Source organism: Streptomyces sp. NPDC002130, assembly GCF_040296465.1.
Lineage (GTDB): Bacteria > Actinomycetota > Actinomycetes > Streptomycetales > Streptomycetaceae > Streptomyces.
Map to the genome: position 1 here is coordinate 1 of NZ_JBEOXI010000152.1, position 20,763 is coordinate 20,763.

The 20,763-nt window shown below is 71.0% G+C and carries 19 protein-coding genes and 3 pseudogenes; 14 read left to right on the forward strand and 8 right to left on the reverse strand.

Annotated features, from left to right (window positions below):
* Window positions 1-14: 14 nt before the first annotated feature.
* Together ABT116_RS26190 and ABT116_RS26195 are read left to right on the forward strand one after the other, a co-directional pair.
* Window positions 15-101: pseudogene (locus tag ABT116_RS26190) on the forward strand (rhodanese-like domain-containing protein); the annotation flags it as partial.
* 595 nt (window positions 102-696) lie between these two features.
* Window positions 697-1,236: pseudogene (locus ABT116_RS26195) on the forward strand (helix-turn-helix domain-containing protein); the annotation flags it as partial.
* 45 nt (window positions 1,237-1,281) lie between these two features.
* Here ABT116_RS26195 and ABT116_RS26200 read toward each other — a convergent pair.
* On the reverse strand, window positions 1,282-1,680 hold the full coding sequence (locus tag ABT116_RS26200) for an SH3 domain-containing protein (RefSeq protein WP_351638479.1): 399 nt from the start codon (window positions 1,678-1,680) through the stop codon (window positions 1,282-1,284).
* Between the two features lie 572 nt (window positions 1,681-2,252).
* Between ABT116_RS26200 and ABT116_RS26205 the strand changes: the two genes are divergently transcribed.
* Window positions 2,253-2,525 (forward strand): hypothetical protein, encoded by a 273-nt coding sequence (locus tag ABT116_RS26205; protein ID WP_351638432.1) that lies wholly within the window; start codon window positions 2,253-2,255, stop codon window positions 2,523-2,525.
* A 524-nt stretch (window positions 2,526-3,049) separates the two neighbouring features.
* On the opposite strand, the gene ABT116_RS26210 is transcribed toward ABT116_RS26205, so the two are convergent.
* The 4 genes and pseudogenes from ABT116_RS26210 to ABT116_RS26225 form a co-directional block, all read right to left on the reverse strand.
* Window positions 3,050-3,880, reverse strand: coding sequence for a transglutaminase-like domain-containing protein (locus tag ABT116_RS26210; protein WP_351638435.1), 831 nt, complete (start codon window positions 3,878-3,880; stop codon window positions 3,050-3,052).
* 131 nt (window positions 3,881-4,011) lie between these two features.
* Window positions 4,012-4,385, reverse strand: a pseudogene (locus ABT116_RS26215) (transposase); the annotation flags it as partial.
* A 90-nt stretch (window positions 4,386-4,475) separates the two neighbouring features.
* Window positions 4,476-4,820, reverse strand: a complete 345-nt coding sequence (locus tag ABT116_RS26220) for an ANTAR domain-containing protein (protein WP_351638438.1) — start codon at window positions 4,818-4,820, stop codon at window positions 4,476-4,478.
* A gap of 725 nt (window positions 4,821-5,545) precedes the next feature.
* Window positions 5,546-5,971: a MerR family transcriptional regulator gene (locus ABT116_RS26225; RefSeq protein WP_351638441.1), complete on the reverse strand. Its 426-nt coding sequence runs from the start codon at window positions 5,969-5,971 to the stop codon at window positions 5,546-5,548.
* Window positions 5,972-6,019: 48 nt separating this feature from the next.
* Between ABT116_RS26225 and ABT116_RS26230 the strand changes: the two genes are divergently transcribed.
* The 3 genes from ABT116_RS26230 (at window position 6,020) to ABT116_RS26240 (ending at window position 8,788) form a co-directional block, all read left to right on the forward strand.
* Entirely contained in the window at window positions 6,020-6,820 is an 801-nt protein-coding gene (locus ABT116_RS26230; protein ID WP_351638443.1) for an MBL fold metallo-hydrolase, read from the forward strand.
* A gap of 351 nt (window positions 6,821-7,171) precedes the next feature.
* The gene (locus ABT116_RS26235) at window positions 7,172-7,783 is read left to right on the forward strand and encodes a hypothetical protein (protein ID WP_351638445.1); all 612 of its coding nucleotides are present in this window, start codon (window positions 7,172-7,174) and stop codon (window positions 7,781-7,783) included.
* A gap of 99 nt (window positions 7,784-7,882) precedes the next feature.
* Window positions 7,883-8,788, forward strand: a complete 906-nt coding sequence (locus ABT116_RS26240) for an aminoglycoside phosphotransferase family protein (RefSeq protein WP_351638447.1) — start codon at window positions 7,883-7,885, stop codon at window positions 8,786-8,788.
* 321 nt (window positions 8,789-9,109) lie between these two features.
* Here ABT116_RS26240 and ABT116_RS26245 read toward each other — a convergent pair whose 3' ends face one another.
* Window positions 9,110-10,327 (reverse strand): acyl-CoA dehydrogenase family protein, encoded by a 1,218-nt coding sequence (locus ABT116_RS26245; protein WP_351638450.1) that lies wholly within the window; start codon window positions 10,325-10,327, stop codon window positions 9,110-9,112.
* A gap of 153 nt (window positions 10,328-10,480) precedes the next feature.
* Here ABT116_RS26245 and ABT116_RS26250 point away from each other — a divergent pair, with 153 nt between their 5' ends.
* The 7 genes from ABT116_RS26250 to ABT116_RS26280 all read left to right on the forward strand — a co-directional run bounded on the left by ABT116_RS26250 (window position 10,481) and on the right by ABT116_RS26280 (window position 18,137).
* The gene (locus ABT116_RS26250; protein ID WP_351638454.1) at window positions 10,481-11,317 is read left to right on the forward strand and encodes an enoyl-CoA hydratase/isomerase family protein; all 837 of its coding nucleotides are present in this window, start codon (window positions 10,481-10,483) and stop codon (window positions 11,315-11,317) included.
* Between the two features lie 94 nt (window positions 11,318-11,411).
* Window positions 11,412-12,044 carry a hypothetical protein gene (locus tag ABT116_RS26255; RefSeq protein WP_351638456.1) on the forward strand — a complete coding sequence of 211 codons (633 nt, stop codon included), beginning with the start codon at window positions 11,412-11,414 and terminating at the stop codon, window positions 12,042-12,044.
* Window positions 12,041-14,650: a putative PEP-binding protein gene (locus tag ABT116_RS26260; RefSeq protein WP_351638458.1), complete on the forward strand. Its 2,610-nt coding sequence runs from the start codon at window positions 12,041-12,043 to the stop codon at window positions 14,648-14,650. The genes ABT116_RS26255 and ABT116_RS26260 overlap by 4 nt, the downstream gene beginning before the upstream one ends.
* On the forward strand, window positions 14,647-15,765 hold the full coding sequence (locus tag ABT116_RS26265; RefSeq protein ID WP_351638461.1) for an acyl-CoA dehydrogenase family protein: 1,119 nt from the start codon (window positions 14,647-14,649) through the stop codon (window positions 15,763-15,765). Before ABT116_RS26260 ends, ABT116_RS26265 begins: the two co-directional genes overlap by 4 nt.
* Window positions 15,766-15,783: 18 nt before the next feature.
* On the forward strand, window positions 15,784-16,239 hold the full coding sequence (locus ABT116_RS26270; RefSeq protein ID WP_351638464.1) for a Zn-ribbon domain-containing OB-fold protein: 456 nt from the start codon (window positions 15,784-15,786) through the stop codon (window positions 16,237-16,239).
* Window positions 16,236-17,390 (forward strand): thiolase family protein, encoded by a 1,155-nt coding sequence (locus ABT116_RS26275; protein ID WP_351638467.1) that lies wholly within the window; start codon window positions 16,236-16,238, stop codon window positions 17,388-17,390. Before ABT116_RS26270 ends, ABT116_RS26275 begins: the two co-directional genes overlap by 4 nt.
* A 42-nt stretch (window positions 17,391-17,432) precedes the next feature.
* On the forward strand, window positions 17,433-18,137 hold the full coding sequence (locus tag ABT116_RS26280) for an SDR family NAD(P)-dependent oxidoreductase (protein ID WP_351638469.1): 705 nt from the start codon (window positions 17,433-17,435) through the stop codon (window positions 18,135-18,137).
* A gap of 6 nt (window positions 18,138-18,143) precedes the next feature.
* Here ABT116_RS26280 and ABT116_RS26285 read toward each other — a convergent pair whose 3' ends face one another.
* On the reverse strand, window positions 18,144-18,800 hold the full coding sequence (locus ABT116_RS26285) for a TetR/AcrR family transcriptional regulator (RefSeq protein WP_351638472.1): 657 nt from the start codon (window positions 18,798-18,800) through the stop codon (window positions 18,144-18,146).
* Window positions 18,801-18,940: 140 nt separating this feature from the next.
* On the opposite strand from ABT116_RS26285, the gene ABT116_RS26290 reads away from it, so the two are divergent.
* Window positions 18,941-19,546 carry a TetR/AcrR family transcriptional regulator gene (locus ABT116_RS26290; protein WP_351638474.1) on the forward strand — a complete coding sequence of 202 codons (606 nt, stop codon included), beginning with the start codon at window positions 18,941-18,943 and terminating at the stop codon, window positions 19,544-19,546.
* A 16-nt stretch (window positions 19,547-19,562) separates the two neighbouring features.
* Here ABT116_RS26290 and ABT116_RS26295 read toward each other — a convergent pair whose 3' ends face one another.
* Window positions 19,563-20,612 carry a 2-oxo acid dehydrogenase subunit E2 gene (locus ABT116_RS26295; RefSeq protein WP_351638476.1) on the reverse strand — a complete coding sequence of 350 codons (1,050 nt, stop codon included), beginning with the start codon at window positions 20,610-20,612 and terminating at the stop codon, window positions 19,563-19,565.
* Between the last annotated feature and the right edge of the window lie 151 nt (window positions 20,613-20,763).

Below are 20,763 nucleotides of genomic sequence, written 5' to 3' on the forward strand. Positions count from 1 at the left end.
GTAGCGTCGGACACATGAGTTTTGGAGCTGGTGTGCCCACGGTCGCGGTCGCGGACCTCAAGGACGGTGACTTCCTGCTGGACGTCCGGGAGGACAACGAATGCGCCGAACCTGGCGGGCTGCCCTTCCGCTACGTCGTCCGCTCCACGCCGGGCAAGCGCCGTGGCACCGGACCGGAGGACGAACTGGCCCGCCGCGCCGGCCTGATGCCCGGAACCGGCCTTGAAGTAGCAGCCACTTCGAAGGTCCGACCCCGGCCAGGCCACGTCCAGCGCGGGCGCGGACAGCGGCACGCCCCTGCCTCTCCCACCTGGCCATGTAGATGTCCATTGCTGCAGCCTAGGTAGGCGACGCTTGTCACTTTTCACTGCGTGCCCCTGGCACGGAGCAGCGCATCGATCGCGGCCCGCAAGTCCGGGATTGGTCCCACTCCGCGCCGTACTCCACCCTTTGGTGTAAGCCAGTGGCGCCCCAGCCCGTCGGCCACGTCGGCGACGTCGCCGGGACGCGCGAAGACGCGGCGCAGCGGTGTGACGGGGGCTTGAAGCAGGACGTCGTGGGTGCTGGCGCCCGGCTTGGCGTAGGACCAGCCTCACAGTTCATCCCCGGCTAGTGCTGTGACCGCATAGGTGCGCCGGGTTGGTGGTCATGGCAGTTGGATGTGCGGTGGCGTCCGATTCGACCGCTGGAGGCGTGGTGGCCGAGCCTGTCCGTGTGCGCAGACTGACCGACCAAGAAGGGCGAAGCTGCAGCGGAAACGTGCGCCGGGGCAGCAGCAGCTCGGTGCGCTAGCGGCGCGCGATGATGCTGCTGGCCTCCGCCGGAGGGAACCGCGTGCCGGTGATCGCCCAACTGGTGCAGGCGGATGAGGACACCGTGCGCGACGTAATTCGCCGGTTCAACGAGATCGGGCCAGCCTGCCTGGGCCGTCAGCAGCGGGAGGCCGTCCCCTCCGACTCCGCCCCGGCGACGAGGACTTCGTCATCCAGACGGCCATCAACCGCCCTACCGAGCTCGGCCAACCTTTTACCTGCTGGTCCCCTGCCGTGGCGTCACCTTCCAGCACACCAAGACGTGGAAGGAGTCCCCGGATCTGATCGGGAGGCGAAACTGGACCGGATCGAGTAGGTCCTTCACCGCTTCCCCGACCGGGTGTTCGGCTTCAACGAGTTTGGCCCGCTCAGGATCCGGCCCACCGCGGGCTCGGGCTGGGCCGCTTCTCCATACACCAAGAGGCCCCGCTCCGAGCGTCAGCTGGACGGCAGGTGCGCGCACCGCCGGTCAGCAGTGTCGGATCTGCTGCTGCCACACGCTGGGGTTGCCGGTGTTGAGGTACCAGTCGTTGACGTAGCCCGACCGCACCCCCAGGTCGATGAGCATCCAGTAGCGGTAGTTGGGGTTGTCCGCCGCTCCGTCGCCGGTCGTCCAGCAGGTGAGGCCGACTTCGTCACCGTTGAGGAGCGTCCCGTGGGGAACGTTGGCGTACCCGTATCCGGGACCGGTGCGCATCTGCAGCCAGGAACCCGGGTCGATCCCGGTCACCGTGGTGCAGTTCGTCATGTCCCCGGAGATGCTGCACCGGTGGATGGCGGCGTCCGCGGGCGTCGCCAGGCCCAGCACGGTGGCGGCGGTGGCCAGTGCGGTGATGAGCACGCTCGGGCGACGGGGTCGAAATGTCATCGGGATCTATGTCCTTTCGGGTGACCGGCACCAGGTGTGTCCAGCTGATTCGTCATGCTAGGCACGTGTGGGATGAGCAGGGCCCTGACAGCTGTCAGGGTGGCCGCGCACGACTCTCCCGGCCCGGATACGCATCCCGTGAGTGTGTCGGTGAGTTTCGGCGACACCGGAGGGCTTGCAGTGGGAGGGTGGACATGCTTCGTGCTGCCAGGGGGCTTCGATTGCGCCGGAGTCGAAAGTCGAGCTGTATGCGGCGATACGCAGGGACTGCCGTGCCGGGTTGTCGAAGCGGGGCAGTGATGCGCAAGTACGGCGTCGGCCACCCGACGGTGCAGAAGCCTTTGGAGTCGGCTTGGCCCCGGCCACGTAGGAAGCTGCCGCTGCGGCCGACGCGTCTGGATCCCTACAAGCCGTTGGTCGACCAAATGCTGCGAGCCGATCTGGATCGCTCGTGCCGCAGTCGCACCGCCCCGGCGTCGAAGCGGAGGTCAGCTTCCGTCATGTGACGGTGCGTCTGTCCGGGCAGACTGTGGTCTGCTACCTGTTCGGTTTCCGCCTGTCGTATTCGGGTCGTGCACCTGATCTTCGCGTCCGGCGGACAGGAGCGCCACGTGCACGCCCTCAGCATCCTGGGCGGTGCGCCGACCGGCAATGTGCGCTACGACAACTTGAAGGTCCCGATTGCCAAGGTGATCAGGTTCACCTGGGAGCGACGGGAGAACGAGCGGTGGATCGTCTTTACTGTCGCCCCGGCCTGGCCGACGCCCACGAGAAGGGCGGAGTGGAAGGGGGCGTCGGCTACTTCCGCCGCAATCACCTGGGATGCGGACCGGCACCATCGGTGAGTACTTCGCCGTTGAACAGCCCCTGCTGGCACCGCTGCCGAACGAGGCGTTCGGCATCAGCCGCACATTCGCTCTGCGGGTGGATCGGCACAGCCGGATCTCGGTCCGCACCAACTGCTACTCGGTCCGGTCCGCTTCATCGGCCGCCGGGTCCGGGCCGTGCTGCACGCCAACGAGCGACCGAGACGGCACCCGGGCCCTGATCGCCGTGCTCCTGCTGGGCCGGCGCATCCCGCACGAGCACCTGGTGGCCGGGCTCGCCTCCACCTTGAGGGCGGGCGCGCTGAGCGCGGACGCTGTCGCGCTGGAGGCTCGCAAGGCCCAGGAGTCCGACGACGCCGACACCACCTGGCCACGATTCATCGAGACCGGCACCGACTCCTACCGCCTGGCCCGGTCTCGGGCCAGGGCCGAACAGGCCGCCATGGCCTGGTCTCGGGCCAGGGCCGAACAGGCCGCCATGGCCTGGGCAAGGTGGGGACCGAAACGGTGGGCGTTGCCCAGTGCCCGGTCCCTGCCCCGGTTCAAACGAGCAAGTGCTGCGGAACTGCCAGATCCTCATGGGCGAACAGACCTGTCAAGGCGGGCGGATCGTCCTTGGCGCAGGTGTCGGCGACCACATCGATCAGCTGGTCGTAATCGGGACCGGTATTGCCCTCATAGGCCGCGGTCATGCGGCCCCATTCGTCCCAGTTGAGAGTCTCCTGCTTGCAGAGCGCGGCGAGGTCACGGACGGCGTTGCCGCTGATCTCATGCGGCCCCCAGGCGTGATCGGTGCCGGCCACCCCGAACAGGGCCGGGTCGATCAACCCGCTGCGATAGTGGAGCCACGCTTCGCCCCCGGTGAGGAATTCGCCCGGGGCGAGGTCGTCGGGGCGGTCGACGTAGTTCTTTCCGAGGTGCTCGGTGTCGACCCGCACCCAGCGGTTGTGGTCTTCATCCCAGTACTCGGTGATCCAGTGATCGACCCCGCGGCCCTTGAGGAAGTAGGTGCCGAATCCACACCGGGCTCGAGAGGCGATGCCCCGCGCCCGCAAGATCGCGCAGGCGATGGTGGCGAAGTGACGGCAGGTGCCGATCACTCGCGTCTCGGGTGTCCGGGGCTGGTGAAGCGGCGCGGGGTCCAATGTGGTCAACGCGGTGATCAGCTTGTCGACCGGCCTGATGTTCTTCTCGGCAATCCGGTCCTCGGGGACCCCTAGCACTGCGGCGTCCGCGGGCTGGATGACCAGACCCTGCACGGCGGCACAGACGCCTACGGGGTCCTCCGGCAGTTCCTCGATGAGCCGCAGCTGGGCCGAACCCAGGCTCGTCAAGGGCCCAGGGCGGGAGTAGTTGAGCACGTCATCGGTCATAACCGGGCATCGTAGAGGCCGGGACTGACACCGAAACCGGGCTCAGCCCCGGCCGGTCAGGTGTTGCCGACACTCGCCGACATATCTGCGGCCGAGCCCCCTCAGACGTTCCCCGAACTCACCATCACGCGTCCTTCCGGGACACCGGCCGGGCGGATGCCGCGGGCCCGGAACAGGCGCCAGTACCTTTCGTGGCCGTAGCCGCGGTCGGCGAGGAGCGCGTCGGGCCTGCGCCGTGGTCGGCCGACGATGCCCGCCACGGCCGGAGCCTCGTCCAGCAGGGGCAGCAACTGCGTGACGTCGTTGCGGTTTGCGCCGGTCAGGGACACCGCGAGCGGAATGCCCTGGCCGTCGGTGAGGACGTGGTGCTTGCTGCCCGGCCGTGCGCACTCGACCGGGCTGGGCCCGCTTGTGGGTCCGGCCGAGCGGCCCGCACGTGGGAGGAGTCGATCACCGCCCGCGACCAGTCCGGCTTCTTCGCCGCCCGCAGCTTCTTCAGCAGCATCAATCCGTCCTGCGCGTGCTGCACCTGACCGGCGTCGATGCGCTCATCCCCTGCCACTCCGGCACCGAGCAGGCCGTGACCGCTTGAGCACTATCCGTCCTGGCCTGAGTCGTGGCCTCGGCGCGAGCGCCGCTGCACGGCCGCATCCAGCTCCCTGCCCACACGCCCCGGCAGTGGCTCCCCCAACGCCCAGCCGATCACCGTCTCCGCGACGGAGTGCAGCTTGACATTGGTCTGCTGGGAAACCTCACGCAGCACCTCGAACCCGGCCGCCGGCGCAATCCGGTGGACCGCGATGAGGACGCCGATCGCCTGGTCGACCGTCGCGTGAGAGGCGACCGCGTGGCGTAGCTGGGCGTTCTCCTGCTCCAGGTGGGTGGGCGAAGCCTTGCCCCTTCTCTCGGGCAGGGGCCTTGGCGTGCGGGGACTCGTCATCACCAACTCCGTCGGGAACAGTGTCTCCCTGGACGCCTGCCCTCGGCCGCGCCGCCAAGACATGTGATCTTCACCGGACGACAACATCAGCGCGGGCACACCGTCAGACCGGCTTCACGCCGATCACGACCGGCCGGGGGCCGCTGGCAGCCCTGGTACGACAACATCTGGATCGACGGCCCCATGCGGTTTCGCCATCGACCCCCTGGTCCCGCTCGCCGAAGCGTGGCACTCCGGCGCTTCCGCCCAGACCAGGCAGCGCCGCGTCAACCACGTCAACCACCTCGATGACGCAACGCCGTCTCAAGGCGGTCAGCGCCCGCTCCAACCGGCAGAAAGGTGACCAGAACCCCACCTCCTGGCCCGTGCCCGACAACCCCGCCGAACGCTGCCACTGTCTGGCCAACTGGGCGGCTGTGAGACTCCAGTGGGGCCTGACCGTGATCAAAACCTGCGTACCGCGGCGATCGCCGCCCTGGTCCTCGCCCCGATGGCCGTTCCCGCCTCCGCCTACAGCACCTTGCGAGCGGTGAAGGCAGCAATCGGCTGCCCGTCCGGCTTCGTGCGCATCTACCCAGAGGCCGGGGCGGGGCGGGGCGGTCGTGCGGGATGGCGCCGGCGGCCATAGACGCGTCGCGGGCGACGTCGACGCCGTTTTCGACCACCGGCTCGAATCTCCGTCGGCGGCTCCCGGCTGCCCACCGCGCCCGCCTGCTCCACGGTGGTCAACGGACGCATCCGCCTGGGGGGATCGCCGGTTCCGGCACATTGCCGACGGCTCGCTTGAAGTCGGGACAGTCGACGATCGGTTCGTAGTCGCAGACGGCCGCGTGCCGGAGGCTGTCACGGAGCCGCGTCAGTCGGCGGATCTGCTCGTCGAGGTCGTCGGCTTTGACAGCCATGCGCACGCGCAGGTCCGCGTCGGACGGCTGCGCCACGATGAACCGGCTGATCTCGGCGATCGAGAATCCGGCACTGCGTGCGCACGTGATCAACTCCAGGCGTTCCAGTGCGTCCGGGTGGTAAGCGCGGCGCAGCCCGTTGCGGCCCGAGGCGGCAACCAGGCCCTTCTTCTCGTAGAACCGCAGGGCCGAAGGTGTCAGACCTGAACGCTGTGCGACTTCGGCGATGTCCAGTAACGCATCGTCCATCGATGTCTCCTTGACTTGATCCGCGGTTCAAGTCGCAGCCTAGTCGTCATGAAGATCCATCACTTGAACTGCGGAACGGTTCGGACGATCGAGGCCACCTACGACGGTCCGCAGCCCGCCCCCGCCGTGAACCACTGTCTACTGGTGGAGACCGACGACGGTGGTCTGGTCCTGGTCGAGACCGGGCTGGGCGTGGGCAACGTCCGGGACCCGAACGGCACCCTCGGCGCCGACTGGGTGGAGCTGGCACAACCCTTGCTCGACGAGGAGGAGACAGCCGTCCGGCAGGTCGCCCGGCTGGGGTACGCGCCATCCGACGTGCGCCACATCATCGTGACCCACCTGGACGTGGACCACAGCGGCGGCCTTCCTGACTTCCCCGGCGCCCACATCCATGTGCTCGCCGCCGAACTCGACGCGGCACGTGCCGAAGCACCCAACTTCCGTTATCGATCTGCTCATTGGGCACACGGGCCCCGCTGGGTCACCTACGACTTCGAACCAGGCGAGCAGTGGTTCGGTTTCACCGCGGTGCGGCCGAAGGGGCTGCCGCCGGAGATCCAGCTCATCCCCCTCGGCGGTCACACCGCCGGCCACACGGGAGTCGCCGTACAAAACGGTGACCAGTGGCTCCTCCACTGCGGCGACGCCTACTACTACCACCGCGAGATCGAGGACCCGAGTGAGACCCACCCGCTGCTGGACATCGTCCAAACGCGCTCACAGGTGCACCGTGATCTGCGGCTCGGGACCCAGGCCCGGTTGCGCGAGCTGGTACGCGACCACGGTGACCGGGTCGAGCTTTTCTGCGCACACGACCCATGGGAGATGGCCCGCTACGTCCGGTGACAGCAAGCCGGCTGGGATGTGTCCGGCGCGACGGTCGAAGGAGCCGGCCGAGTGCCTGCCCCGCTGACCGGCCAAGGCGTCGGGCCATTCTCGCCGGTGCTGCCTGCCGTCTTCTCGTGCCGGGAGCGCGGCAGTACCCGCCCCGCCCTCGCGCACGGCGAGCCGAGTGCGGTAGCCCTCCCGTTTCGGCTCCTCTGAGCGTCGTGCGGCCACCGAACAGCAGTTGCACGAGACCCGCCTTATCAAGGACGGCACCGTCACCCACGTCGACCACGTGAAGGCAGCCACAAACGGGGACTCGCTCGCTGGCAGATGATCATTGATGGGGGACGAGTGATGACGCTTCGAGTGATGCGTGGTGTGGCCATGGGTCTCACGCTTGCACTGGCGCCCGTGGGCTGCTGGGACGGAAGTACCGGTCATGACGATGAGGACACTGGAGACAGCCACACCGCCCAGGCCCCGTTCAACCCGTCTCAGCTGGCCCAGGCCGTCCCGGGCGAACTCGCCGCCCCGAAGGGCTGGAACGCGGATTCGCCACTCGTCAGGGACGGGAGCGAGGCGCAGGCATTCTGCCGCCAGGCATCCCGTTTCAGCTGCGTCGGACTCACGGCAATGGGGAACAGCCGGTACAAACCGGATGGTCAGAGTGAAACGTTCGTGGATTTTGAAGTTCTCGCCTACGACTCCGTCGACAACGCCAAGGTGGGCATGAAGTCACTGGTCGCCGACGTCCACGACGGGAAGCCCGAAGGGCTCAAGCCGCTGACTGTCGATGCGGGCGCCGACGAGACGGATGCCTACGCGGATGAGGACCGCCCGGGCGTGGTACTGCGCGTCGGGACCGTCGTGGCCTTCGTGTTCAGCGATTCCCTGCCCAAGGACCACGACCTGCAGTCGTTCGCCAAGTTCCAGGTCCAGCGCATCAACACCGCGGCCACGGGCAAGAATCCCGATGCCTGACCACTCGGGGGCGCCGCACCACGTGCCGAACTTCCAGCAGGCCAGCTTGCGTGACAGAAATGGGTTGCAGCCGAAGATCGTGACGCGGATGCTTCCGCCATGAAGATGCACGCCAACCAGTTGACGGTGTCACCTGAGGCGGTGCGCATGCTGGTGGAGCAGCAGTTTCCCGAGTGGCGGAGCCTGCCGGTCCGGAGCATCGCGTCGCAGGGTACGGTCAACGCCGTCTTCCGTATCGGCGATCGGTTCGCGGCCCGGTTCCCTCTTGAGCCCGCAGACGTCGAGTCGACGCGGCGCTGGCTGGAGTCCGAAGCGGAAGCGGCTCGCGAGCTGGCAGGTCGCACGCGTTTCCCCACGCCCGTGCCGGTCGCGCTGGGTGAACCTGGGGTAGGTTACCCGCTTCCGTGGTCGGTGCAGACGTGGCTGCCCGGCGTCGTGGCCGCCCAGGAGGACCCGGGCGAATCGTCTGATTTTGCCGGTGACTTGGCCGATCTCATCGGCGAGCTGCGCGCGATCGACACGCAGGGCCGCACGTTCGCCGGCACAGGTCGAGGAGGCGACCTGCGGTCCCATGACGCCTGGATGGAGACGTGTTTCCGACACAGTGAGCAACTCCTGGATGTCCCTCGGCTGCGCCGTATCTGGGCAACTTTGCGTGATCTGCCGCGAGGGGCGGCTGAGGATGCCATGGCCCATTGCGATCTGATTCCTGGCAACGTGCTCGTGTCCGCTGGTCGGCTTGCGGGGGTTCTCGACGTCGGCGGCTTCGGGCCGGCTGACCCTTCGCTGGATCTTGTGAGTGCGTGGCATTTGCTCGAGGCCGGGCCGCGGCAGGTGCTCCGTGATCGCCTGGGTGGCGACGACCTCGAATGGGAGCGGGGCAAGGCGTGGGCTTTCGTTCAAGCGATGGGGCTGGTCTGGTACTACGTCAAAAGCAACCCGGCCATGAGCCGGATGGGGCAGCGATCCTTGGAACGTATCCTGGAGGACAAGTCGCTCGCGTGACGTGAAGCAGCTGCTGGTGGCGGTGAGGAGCTAGGGCGGGTCGCCGCTCGCCCATCACCGTCTCCGACTGCCGTTCGGCGGGGTGGGAGGTCGTTTCCACCGGGAAGGACCGGCGGACGAGCGGCACCGTGAGTCCCAGCCGCAACCGTGGCTGCCACCCGCTGATCACCCTGTCGGGGTCTGGACCGCAGAACTCTGGTATCGGTTTGGGCTGTTGTCTCAGGCCGCTTGGAGTTCACCGCGCGGGAGACTCGCGGGGGTTGGCGGCGCGTATGGGCGGCGCTCCGCCATCCGACCGGAGGGGTGTGGTCGACGGCGTCATCAGCCTTCCGCCGCACCCGTACGCGGCTGCCGGTAGGGTCGCACCGCGCGGCGCGCTATGGCGAAACGGTGTGTCTCCGACGGGCCGTCGTAGATGCGGAACGGCCGTACCTCCCTGAACAGGCGGGCGAGCGGGGCGTCTTCCGCCGAGATGCCGAGCGCTCCGCAGATCTGCACCGCGCGGTCGACCACTCGGTTCACCGCCTCGGCCACGAAGGTCTTGGACACGGAGGTGAGCTGCGAGGCGGCGGCCGAGCCGGTGTCCAGCTCCCAGGCAGTGCGCAGGATCAGGGCGCGGCTCGCCTCGATGTCGATCTCGGAGTCGGCCAGCATCTGCTGGACCATGCCGAGGTCTCCCAGCGCCGAGCCGAACGCCATCCGGCTCCCCGCCCGCTCCAGTGCCACGTCCTGCGCGCGGCGGGCGGCTCCCAGCCAGCGCATGCAGTGCGTCATCCGGGCGGGACCGAGTCGGACCTGGGCGCCGTCGAAGCCGTGGTCCACCGCCCCGAGCACCTGCTCCTCCCCCACCACGCACTCCTCGAAGAGGATCTCGCTGTGCCCGGCGAAGAGCGACTCGTCCAGCGTCTCGATGGTCCGGACGAGGCGCATGCCGGGAGTGCCGGCGTCGACCAGGAACATGGTGGCGCCGCCCGGGTCGCCGGGGGTGCCGGAGGTGCGGGCCATGACGATGGCGAAGCCGGCTCCCTCGGCACCGGTGATGAACCATTTGCGCCCGTCGATGCGCCAGCCGCCGGGGACCCGGGTCGCGGTGGTCCGCAGGGAGCGGGGGTCGGCACCCGCCCCTGGAGCCGGTTCGGTCATGGCGAAGCAGGACCGTGTCGCGCCCGCGGCGAGCGGACGCAGATACCTCTGCTTCTGCTCTTCGGTGGCCACCTTCTCCAGCAGGTGCATGTTGCCCTCGTCCGGGGCGGCGCAGTTCAGCGCCAGCGGTCCGAGCAGGGAGTAGCCCGCCGCTTCGAACACCACCGCTTGCCCGCGCAGGTCGAGCCCGTGTCCACCCCAGCGCGCCGGTACGTGCGGAGCGAACACACCCGCGTCACGGGCGGCCTTCTGCAGGGTCTCCCGCAGGGCCTCGGGGGCGTGGTGCACGGACCCGCCGCACTCGTGCTCGGCCGGAACGACCACCTCGCGCACGAACTCGGCCGTAGTGGTGGCCAGTTGAGCGACGGTCGGATCGAGATCGAACTGGATGGGCACGGGACCTCCCGCCGACGGGCGTACGGGCATCGGCTCCCGTCGCGTTCTAGAAACTGTATAGCGTCTTCAGTATCTTGCCTGGAAGTACCTGGGACGGGAAGCGCCCGGGACGGGCAGCACCCGGCGACGGGGAAGACGACAGGAGAAACACCCATGAGCCTCCCCGTGAGCACCGAGCCGGTCCGGATCGTCCGCCACCCCGACGGGGTCGTCGAGCTGAGACTTGACGATCCGGGGCGGGGCAATGCCCTGGATCTGAGGACGGCCGAGCTGTTGCGGGAAACCGCGCGCGAGGTGGCCGCGGATCCCGGCAGTGCCGTGCTGCTGCGGGCCACGGGCGGCAGCTTCTGCGTGGGCGGTGACCTGCGCGCCTTCGCCGGTCGCGGGGCCGGGACCGGCGCCTATGTCCATGCGGTGGCAAGCGCCGCGCACACGGCGGTGCAGGCCCTGTACGAGCTGCCGGTGCCGGTGGTGACCGCCGTGCGCGGCGCGGCCGCGGGTGGCGGGATCGGCCTGGCGCTGACGGGCGACATCGTCCTGGCGGCCCGGTCCGCGCGGTTCCGGCTGGCGTACACGGCGATCGGGCTCACGCCGGACTGCGGGGCCTCGTGGTTCCTGCCACGCCTGGTGGGCCCTAGCAGGGCGGCGGATTTGATCCTCACCAACCGGGTCCTGACCGGCGACGACGCCGAGCGGTGGGGCCTGGCCTCCCGCGTGGTGGAGGACGAGGAACTGGACGGCGCGGCGCAACGGACCGCGGCCGGGCTGGCGGGCGGTGCCGGGGACGCGCTGCGCGCCGCGAAGGACCTCCTGCGCGCCGGCACGGGTGACGAACTGCGGCGCCACCTCGCCGAGGAGGCGCGGCTGATCGCCGCTCTGGCGGACGGCCGTGAGGCGCGGGACCGCATGGCGTCCTTCCTCGCCGCGCGGGACCGCCCGAAGGCGGGCGGCGGCCGGACCGGGGCTGGCGCATCGGAAAGTGTTTCTTGAGTTCCTCTTCACTAACAGGTCGGCCGGGGCGTAACCTCCGGGCAACACAGAACCGAGGAACCGGTCACCACAGAACCGGGGAAAAGGTGTGGCGATGCGATCTGCTGCCGTGGGCCTTCCGGACGCTCTCGACGAGCCTGACAGCGAAGCCGTCGTCGACCTCGTCCTGCGGGGAATGTGGCGCGGCCGGCCGGAGTCCGAGCACCGCCCGCTGGTCGACGCCGGTCTTGCGATGGTGAAGGGCCCGGTGGTGCTGCCGACCGAGCGGGCCAAGGCCGCCGCCGCTCGGATCCTGCGGGTCCCCGCCGGCTCCGAGCAGGAGGAGCGGATCACCGCCGCATACGAGGCGTTCCTGCCGGTCAACCGGAAGATCCGCGACGTGTGCACGGCATGGCAGTGCCGCCCCGACGGCAGTGCGAACGACCACTCCGACGACGCCTACGACGCCGGGGTGCGCGAGTCGCTGGAGGACGTGCACGAGGCCATCCAGCCCGTGCTGCGCAGGTTGGAGCGAGTGCTCCCGGGCAGCGGTCGGTACCTCACGGCCCTGGAGGAGGCCCTCGACCGATTCGACGACGGCGAGCCGGCGTGGCTGGCCTCGCCGCTGTGCGACTCGTACCACACCGTGTGGATGCGGCTGCACCAGGAGCTGCTGCTCGTCCTGGGGATCTCCCGGGCCGAGGACGAGGCCCTGGAAGAGGAGCTGGTCACGAGGAGCCGGGGGTGAGCGTCGCCGACCGCGAGGCGGGCCCCATCACACCGTCCGGCGCCCCTCTCGCGCCCTCCGAGGCCCCCGGCCGGGTCCTGGTGCCTTACGGACAGGGCCGGATCCGGGGCCTCGACGCCGACGAGCTGGGCGCGCACGGCGCGGCGATGGACCGGCTGGTGGCACTCGGACTGCCCGTCGTGCCGGGGCTCACGGTGCCCGCGGGCGCCTCCGCGTCGCTGTGCGAACCCGACGCCGCCGAAGCCGCCGTCGCTCTGGTCGAGCAGCTCTCGGGGCGGCGGATCGGCGACGCGGGCCGGCCGCTGCTGCTGCGTCTGTCGGCGAGCGCGCCGACCGAGATCGCGGGACTGCCGCCCGACCTGGCCTGTCTCGGCCTGACCTCGGGCAACGCCGACGAACTGTGCGCCGTCATCGGGCGCGCGGAGGCCCTGTACGAGGTGTGGGCCGCCACCCTGCGGATGATCGCCGAGTACGCCCTCGACGTGTCCGGTGCGGTGCTCGACGACACCCTCCTGGACACACCCGAGCCGCGGGCGCGGGTCGAAGCACTGCTGTCCCTGGTGGCTCGGCACGGCTCCCGGCCCGTTCCCGACGACCCGGCGCAGCAGCTGGCGCTGGCCGCTCGCGCTTCCCTCGCCCGATGGGACTCGCCGCGCGCGCGAAGATCCCGCCGGGCCCAACGCCTCCCCGCCGATCTGCCTCTCGCCCTGCACGTGCAGGCCCTGCGCATCGGCCCCGCGGACCACTCGGGCTACGGCACGGCGGCCAGCCGCGATCCCGAGACCGGGCGCCTCTCTCCCCACGGCTCCTTCTTCCGTGGAGTGCGCCGCAGCGCCCCGCCGCCGCACACCGGTGAACCGCTGGACCGGCTCGCGGGCGGCACCGCGCTGCTGGAGCACTCCCTGCTCACCCTGGAGCGTCATCTGCGCGCGCCGGTGTCGGTCGACTTCGAGGTGCGCGACGACGAGATCTCCCTGCTCGCCGCCTCGGCGCAACTCCGCCCGCCGCTCAGGGCGGCGGTGTGTCTGGCCGCCGACCTGGCCAGGGACGGGGCGCTGGGCCGCGAGGAGGCCGTACGGCGGATCACCCCGGGGCAGGTGCAGGAACTGCTGCACCCCCAGCTGAGGCTGACCGGCGGGGAGGACCTCCTGGTCAGGGGGCTGCCCGCGTCCCCGGGGGCGGCGACCGGAGTGGTCGTGCTGTCGAGTGAACGCGCCCTCGAACTGGCCGCGGACGGTACGCGGGTCGTGCTCGTGGCCGCCGAGACGACTCCGGCGGACGTGCCCGGGATGCTGGCCTCGGCCGCCGTGCTGACCGGGAGCGGCGGGATCGCCTCGCATGCCGCCGTGGTGGCGCGGGGCGCCGGCAAGCCCGCGGTGTGCGGCGCCGAGGGACTGCGCGTGGACCCGGCCGCCGGGACGGTCCGCTTCGGGGAGCGGGTGGTGCGCGAGGGCGACCCGGTCTCGCTGGACGGCCGAACCGGCGCCGTCTACGCGGGGACCCTGAGCGTCAGCGTCGCAGGACCGCCACCCGAACTGTCCACCCTGCTGGAGTGGGCGGACGGCATGCGCCGGCTGGGCGTGCGGGTCAACGCCGACACGGCCGGCGAGGTGGACACCGCCCTCGCCCTGGGCGCGGAGGGTGTCGGACTGTGCCGTACGGAACACCAGTTCCTCGGCGAGCGGCTGCCGCTGATCCGCCGGGTGCTCCTGGCCGCCGACCCCGCAGCCCGTGACGAAGCCCTGCTGGAGCTGGAGCGCGCTCAGCACGAGGACTTCCGCGCGCTGCTGGCCGCGGTCGGGGACCGCCCGGTGACCGTGCGCCTGCTGGACGCCCCGCTGCACGAGTTCCTGCCCGCCCCCGGACAGGCCCTCGACGCTGCCGAGGAGCAGCGGGCCGCCGCGCTGCGGGAGGCGAATCCGATGCTCGGGCTGCGCGGGGTGCGGCTGGCGCTGCTGCACGAGAGGCTCTACCCGGCACAGGCCGAGGCGCTGTGCACCGCGTGGGCCGATGTCGCCGCCACGGGGGTCCGGCCGCGGCTGGAGGTGATGATCCCGCTGGTGAGCCTGCCGGAGGAACTCGCCGCCGCGGCCGCGTACGTGCGGGGCGCCGCCGACGCGGTCGCCGCCCGCACCGGGGTGGAGGTCCCGTACCGGCTCGGCACGATGATCGAGACCCCCCGGGCCGCGCTGCTGGCCGGAGAACTCGCCGAGCACGCCGAGTTCTTCTCCTTCGGCACCAACGACCTCACGCAGCTCACGTACGGCTTCTCGCGGGACGACGTCGAGCGCCAAGTGCTCGCCTCGTACCAGGAGCGCGGTTTCCTGACCGCCAGCCCGTTCGCCCGGCTCGACCCGCACGGGGTGGGTGCACTGATCGCCCTGGCGGCGGAACGGGCAAGGAGCGTACGGCCCGGCATCAAGCTGGGCGTGTGCGGTGAGCACGGCGGGGACCCCGAGTCGATCGCCTTCTGTGACGACCTCGGCCTCGACTACGTCTCCTGCTCCGCGCACCGCGTGCCGGTGGCCCGGATGGCGGCCGCGCACAGTGCCCCGCGGGCGCGGCAGGACGAGGAGCGGCACCACGAGAGCGGGAGCGCACGATGACGAGCACCGTGACCGACGGCGCGGTCCTGTCGGACGCCGAGCTGGACGACCTGCGCGAGACCGTGCGGTCGGTGTGCGCCGACGCCGGCGGCACCGCCGCGGTACGCCGGCTGTCCGAGGAGGCCCCCGGCATCGACGCCGGACTGTGGGACACCCTCGGCCGGCAGGTCGGCCTCGCGGCCCTCGGCCTGCCCGAGTCGGCGGGAGGCATCGGCGGCCTCGCCGAGATCGCCGTGGTCTGCGAGGAGTTGGGCAGAACACTGGCACCGGTACCGCTGCTGTCCTCCACGGTGCTGGCCGGGCAGGTGCTGGCCGGCTGCGGTACGGCCGACAAGGCGCTGGCCGAGCTCACCGGGGGCGCCGTGCACGCCCTGGCGGTGGCCGCGCCCGACGGGAGCTGGCGGCCCGACGCCGTGCCGGTGGCCGTCTCCTGGCAGGGCAGTGTCCCGCTGCTGGACGGCACCGCGCCGTTCGTCCTCGACGGCGCCGACGCCGAGGCGCTGGTGGTGGCCGCGGCCGGGGCCGACGGCGTGGACCTCTTCCTTGCCGACCCGCGCGAGCCGGGAGTCACGGTGCGCCGGGTGCCCACGCTGGACCTCAGCCGGGGTCAGGCGGTGGTCACCTTCTCCAAGGCCCGGGCCAGGGCGCTGACCGCCGGCGGCGAGGGAGGGGACATCGTCTCCCGCGCGCTGGACGTGGCCCTGATCGCCCTGGCCGCCGAGCAACTCGGCGGAGCACAGGCCGCGTTGGACATGACGGTCGCCCATGTGCGCGACCGTACGCAGTTCGGCAGGGTGATCGGCGGCTTCCAGGCGGTCAAGCACGCCTGCGCCGACATGCTGCTCCAGGTCGAGGCCGCACGGTCGGCCGTGGTGCGCGCGGTCCTGGCGGACGGCTCGCCGCAGGCGCTGGCCGAGGCGGCGGCGGTGGCGCAGGCGTGGTGCGGCGAGGCGTTCGTCTCCGTCGCCGCCGAGTGCGTGCAGTTCCACGGCGGGATGGGCTTCACCTGGGAGCACGACGCGCACCTGTACTTCAGGCGCGCCCAGTCCGACGCGGTCCTGCTGGGCGGCGCCGCACACCATCGGGAACGACTGGCCGGGCTGCTGGGCTGGTGACGTGGAAGGCGGGACGGCATGACCAGCATACTCATCGACGAGTCCCTGTTCGACGGGGAGTCCGGCCGGGGGGAGGGCGGGAGGCTCGGCACCGGCGATCCACCGCGTCTCGTGGGCGCCCGCTGCTCCGCGTGCGGCACCGTCGTCTTCCCCCGGCAGGACTCGTGCCCCAGGTGTCCGGACGGCGCGATGTCCGTGCGGGTGCTGCCGGCGAGCGGGCGGGTGTGGTCGTGGACGCTCCAGGCGTTCCCGCCGAAGCCGCCGTACCGGACGCCGTCCGGCGGCCACCGGGCCTACCACGTGGGCTATGTGGACCTCGGTGAGGTACTGGTCGAGGCCCGGCTGGTGGTGCCCCGCGCGGAGATCCGGATCGGTCTGCCGGTTCGGCTCACCACGGTGACGGCGTACCAGGACGAGGACGGGACCGAGGTGCTGACCTTCGCGTTCGCACCGGACCGGGACGGCGGACGATGAGGCGACATGACGACGTCTATGTCGTGGGCTGCGGGATGCATCCCTTCGGCCGCGACGAGAGCGTCACCGGAATGGACATGGCCGAGCGCGCGGTACGCGAGGCGCTGGCTGACGCCGGTGTCGCCTGGGAGGACATCGGCTACGCGGCCGGCGGCTCCGACGTGTCCGGCAAGCCCGACACCCTGGTGGGCCGGCTGGGCCTGACCGGAGTGCCGTTCGTCAACGTGCAGAACGGCTGCGCGACCGGAGCCTCCACCGTGCTCACGGTGGCCGGCGCGCTGCGCGCGGGTGAGGCCTCCATCGGGCTGGCCGTGGGGTTCGACAAGCACGAGCGGGGCGCGTTCCACGTCTCCGCGGCCCGCTACGGCCTGGGCGACTGGTACGCCGAGACCGGCATGATGCTCACCACCCAGTTCTTCGCCCTCAAGACCCGGCGCTATCTGTACGAACACGGGATCTCGGAGCGGGCGCTGGCGATGGTGGCGGCACGGGCCTTCCGCAACGGCTCGCACCACCCCCTGGCCTGGCGGCGCAAGTCGCTGACGGAGCAGGAGATCCTGGACTCCGGCGAGGTCAGTCCCCCGCTCACCCAGTACATGTTCTGTTCGCCCGGGCAGGGCGCGGCGGCGCTGGTGCTGGCGCTCGGCGACCGCGCGTTCGACCTGTGCGAACGACCGGTCAGACTCGCGTCGCTGGCGTTGCGGACCCGGCGGTTCGGTTCGTTCGAGGTGTTCTCGCCCTGGCTGCCGCCGGGGCCGCACCGCAGCCCGAGCGTGGACGCCGCGGAGGCCGCTTTCCGCACGGCGGGGCTGCGTCCCGCGGACGTGCAGGTGGCCCAGTTGCAGGACACCGACAGCGGCTCCGAGCTGATCCACCTGGCGGAGACCGGGCTGTGCGGCCACGGCGAGCAGGAGGAACTGCTGGCCTCCGGGGACACCGATCCCGCGGGCCGTATCCCGGTCAACACCGACGGCGGCTGTCTGGCCGGCGGGGAGCCCGTCGGCGCCTCGGGCCTGCGGCAGTTCCACGAGGTCGTACGGCAGTTGCAGGGCCGGGCGCCTGGTGTGCAGGTGCCCGGCGCTCCCCGGGTGGGCTTCACCCATGTCTACGGGGCGCCCGGGATCAGTGCCTGCTCGGTCCTCACGGTGTGAACCTGCTCGGTCCTCACGGGTTTGAAAGGGGCGGACACCGCCATGCGGCACGGCAGCAGAACCGCACTCGTCACGGGCGGGGCACGGGGAATCGGTCTGGAGATCTGCCGGCAGCTCGCGGACCGGGGGCTGCGGGTCCTGGTCGGGGCGCGACAACCGACGGCCGCCGAGGAGGCATGCCGTGCCATCGGCCCGGCCGGGGTGCCGCTGGCCCTGGACGTGACTTCGGCGAGCAGCGTCACCGAAGCGGTCCGGGAGGCAAGGGAGCTGACCGGTGGGATCGACGTGCTGGTGAACAACGCCGGGGTGTCGCTGGACGGGGATGTGCGGCCCCCGTACGTCGACGAGGACATCCTGCACGCGACACTGGACACCAACTTCACCGGCGCCTGGCGGGTGGCGCAGGCCGTCGTCCCGGGCATGGTGGAAACCGGCTACGGACGGGTCGTGAACGTCACCAGCTCATACGGTTCCCTGGCACTGATCGACTCCGGTCGGCATCCCGCCTACCGGATCTCCAAGACGGCACTCAACGCCCTGACCCGCATGCTCGCGGCCGAGCTGTCCGGCACGGGCGTGCTGGTCAACGCCGCCGACCCCGGCTGGACCCGCAGCGGCATGGGCGGCCCCTCCGCCCCGCGTGGTCCTCGGGAGGGGGCGGACACCCCGGTATGGCTGGCTACCCTTCCCGAGGGCGACGGGACGACCGGCGGGCTGTTCGCCGACCGCAGGCCACTCCCCTGGTGAACCGCCTCAGGTCCGTGACGTGGCCGGTCCCTGCTCGGTCGCGACGATGCGCAGCGCCAGCTCCCTGACCGCCTCCAGCACGGAGCGGGAGGGCAGCTGGGACAGCGGTCCGCCCTCCGCCCGCAGCGCGGTGACGAGCATGGTCGTACTGATCAGCGTGCGGACCGCGAGCGCCTGTGCCCCATGCCGTACCTTCGCCGCCCGGGGGCTGCGGGTCGTGCCTTCGGGCAGATAGTCGTAGCCACGCTGGATGTGCCGCTGCTCGAACTCGTCCCGCAGCACCTTGACGCTGCCGTTGGCGGAGGCGACCTGGACCTGGTACAGGCGGGCCTCGTCCGGGTTCCGTTCCACCCAGTCCCACACGGCGTCGATGACGCGGATCAGCCCCTGCGCGTCACCCGGCTCGGACTCCGGACGGGCCGCCTCCACGACCGCGTTCAGCTGGTCGAAGACGCGGCGCATGGCGAGTTCGAGCAGCTCCTCCTTGCCGTCGAAGTGGTAGTAGACGGCCGTGGGCACCACCTGGGCCTCGTCCGCGATGTCCTGGATGCTGGTCTCCGCGAACCCGTTGCGGCCGAACACCCGCACGGCGGCGGTGATGATGTGCTGTCGCCGCGAGGGTCGGTGGGCGGGCTGCTTGCCGTTCTTCGTGCTGGCCATCATGCTCCCCTGCCGACTGCCGTGACCCGCGTCCCTGGGCCTTGTGTACTGACCATGCTATCCAGTAACTCGAACCGTCCGGCAGAGTAATTCCTGTTGCGCGTGGGTCTACGGGATGCTCGGCGCCCGGCATACTTGACATCATGACGACCTCCGGAAGCCGCGCCGCTCACCGTCCGTCGCGCAAGCAGTGGGTGATCGAAGCAGCCACCGAGCTGTTCGCCACCCAGCCGCCGGACGAGGTGACGGTGGCCGACATCGCCGCTCGCGCGGAGATGACCTCGGCAGCGGTGTACTACCACTTTTCCTCCAAGGACCAGGTCCTGGCAGAGGGGATGCGGGCGTTCGCCGCCGCACTGCGCGAGCAACTGCAGGCGCTCACGGAGGCCCACGAACCCGGCGCGGACGTCGGTGCGGCGGTCACCACGCTGCTGTCCTGGCTGGGCGAACACCGTTCCGCCGCCACCGTGTTCTTCGTGTCGTCGGCCGGCATGAGCCAGGAGGCCGAGGCGCTGCGCCAGGAGAGCCGTACGGAGTTGCTGGCCGAGCTGGTGCGGCTGATCCGCAAGGCCCGCTCGTCCGTCTCCGACGCCGAGGCGGCGGTGATCGGCCTGGGCCTGCTGGCGCTGCTGGAGACCGCGGCGATCTCGCAGGTCCGGGGCGACGACGTGTACCGGTCGCTGGGACACCGCTCCTTCGTCCGCGAGGTCGGCGCTCTCGCGGAGCGGATCGCCGACCCGGCCGTCTGAGGGCCTGTCGGGCGGATCACACCAGCAGCCGGAGGGGCCTGCGCAGCAACTCGGCGACGGTGCGCAGGTATTCGGCGGCGGGTGCCCCGTCGACGGCACGGTGGTCGAAGGTGAGGCTCACGGTGAGCACCCGCGTCCGCAGCGGCCGGTCGTCCACCCACTCGACGCCGTCCCTGAGCCGGCCCACCCCGAGGATCGCGACATTGCCGGGGTTGATCACCGGGGTGAAGAAGTCGACGCCGTATCCGCCGAGCGAGCTGACGGTGAAGGTGGCCCCTTCCAGCTGGACGGGGGAGATCCGTCCCTCGCGCGCGGCCTGGGCCAGGGCCCTGGACCGGCGTGCGATCCCGGCCAGCGGCAGCTCGTCGGCGTCCTCGATCACGGGGACCATGAGGCCGCCCGGGACGGCCACCGCGAAGCCCAGGTGGATGCCGTCGAGCAGGTGGACGCCGTCCTCCCGCACCGTGGCGTTGAGCAGCGGGTGCTCGCGCAGGGCCAGGGCCGCGGCCTTCAGCAGGAAGTCGTTGAGGCTGGGCACCGGCAGATCGCTGTCGGCCCACTCCTCCTTGAGCCGGTCCCGCAGCGACACGACGGCGTCCATCCGCACCTCGTAGCCGTGCGTCAGCTGCGCCATCTCCTGGAGGCTGGCGTGCATCCTGCGGGCGATGGTGCCGCGCATCCCGGTGAGCGGGAGGACGTCGCCGGGGCGTGGGGCCGTGTCCCGGCGAACGGGCGCCGCAGTGACGGCGTCGAGGTCGGACCGGCGTACCCGGCCGCCCGGACCGGTGCCGTTCACCGCGGAGAGGTCGATACCCCGCTCCTTGGCCAGCTTGCGGACCAGCGGCGAGGAGGCGAGGCCGCCCGCCGGGACCGGCGTGTCAGGGTCGCCCAGGTCGCCGGGGTCGCCGGGGAGGGCCTCGAGGAAGTCCTCCACGTCCTCGGAGACGATCCGGCCGCCCGGTCCCGTGCCGCGGACGGCGGTGAGGTCGACGTCGGCGGCGGCGGCGACCCGCCGGGCGTTCGGTGAGGACAGAAGCCGGTCAGGGGTGCCGTTGGCGGAGGGCACCGCGGGAGCAGCGCCGGTGTCGGTGCCGTTGAGGGCGGGTGGAGAGGCGCTGCCCGCACTGGTCCCGGACCCGGCGCCTCGTCGGACACGTCCGGCCAGGGCTCACCGAGATGCAGCCGCAGGAACGCGAGCCGCTGCCGCAGAACGCCGG

What these genes read in the sequence shown, in the direction of transcription:
- ABT116_RS26250 (WP_351638454.1), top strand. Translation starts at nt 10,481, where the DNA reads ATGAGCCTCCCCGTGAGCACCGAGCCGGTCCGGATCGTCCGCCACCCC.
- ABT116_RS26225 (WP_351638441.1), bottom strand. Translation starts at nt 5,971, where the DNA reads ATGGACGATGCGTTACTGGACATCGCCGAAGTCGCACAGCGTTCAGGT.
- ABT116_RS26290 (WP_351638474.1), top strand. Translation starts at nt 18,941, where the DNA reads ATGACGACCTCCGGAAGCCGCGCCGCTCACCGTCCGTCGCGCAAGCAG.
- ABT116_RS26270 (WP_351638464.1), top strand. Translation starts at nt 15,784, where the DNA reads ATGACCAGCATACTCATCGACGAGTCCCTGTTCGACGGGGAGTCCGGC.
- ABT116_RS26220 (WP_351638438.1), bottom strand. Translation starts at nt 4,820, where the DNA reads ATGACGAGTCCCCGCACGCCAAGGCCCCTGCCCGAGAGAAGGGGCAAG.
- ABT116_RS26255 (WP_351638456.1), top strand. Translation starts at nt 11,412, where the DNA reads ATGCGATCTGCTGCCGTGGGCCTTCCGGACGCTCTCGACGAGCCTGAC.
- ABT116_RS26240 (WP_351638447.1), top strand. Translation starts at nt 7,883, where the DNA reads ATGAAGATGCACGCCAACCAGTTGACGGTGTCACCTGAGGCGGTGCGC.
- ABT116_RS26265 (WP_351638461.1), top strand. Translation starts at nt 14,647, where the DNA reads ATGACGAGCACCGTGACCGACGGCGCGGTCCTGTCGGACGCCGAGCTG.
- ABT116_RS26285 (WP_351638472.1), bottom strand. Translation starts at nt 18,800, where the DNA reads ATGATGGCCAGCACGAAGAACGGCAAGCAGCCCGCCCACCGACCCTCG.
- ABT116_RS26275 (WP_351638467.1), top strand. Translation starts at nt 16,236, where the DNA reads ATGAGGCGACATGACGACGTCTATGTCGTGGGCTGCGGGATGCATCCC.
- ABT116_RS26235 (WP_351638445.1), top strand. Translation starts at nt 7,172, where the DNA reads ATGCGTGGTGTGGCCATGGGTCTCACGCTTGCACTGGCGCCCGTGGGC.
- ABT116_RS26200 (WP_351638479.1), bottom strand. Translation starts at nt 1,680, where the DNA reads ATGACATTTCGACCCCGTCGCCCGAGCGTGCTCATCACCGCACTGGCC.
- ABT116_RS26280 (WP_351638469.1), top strand. Translation starts at nt 17,433, where the DNA reads ATGCGGCACGGCAGCAGAACCGCACTCGTCACGGGCGGGGCACGGGGA.
- ABT116_RS26210 (WP_351638435.1), bottom strand. Translation starts at nt 3,880, where the DNA reads ATGACCGATGACGTGCTCAACTACTCCCGCCCTGGGCCCTTGACGAGC.
- ABT116_RS26230 (WP_351638443.1), top strand. Translation starts at nt 6,020, where the DNA reads ATGAAGATCCATCACTTGAACTGCGGAACGGTTCGGACGATCGAGGCC.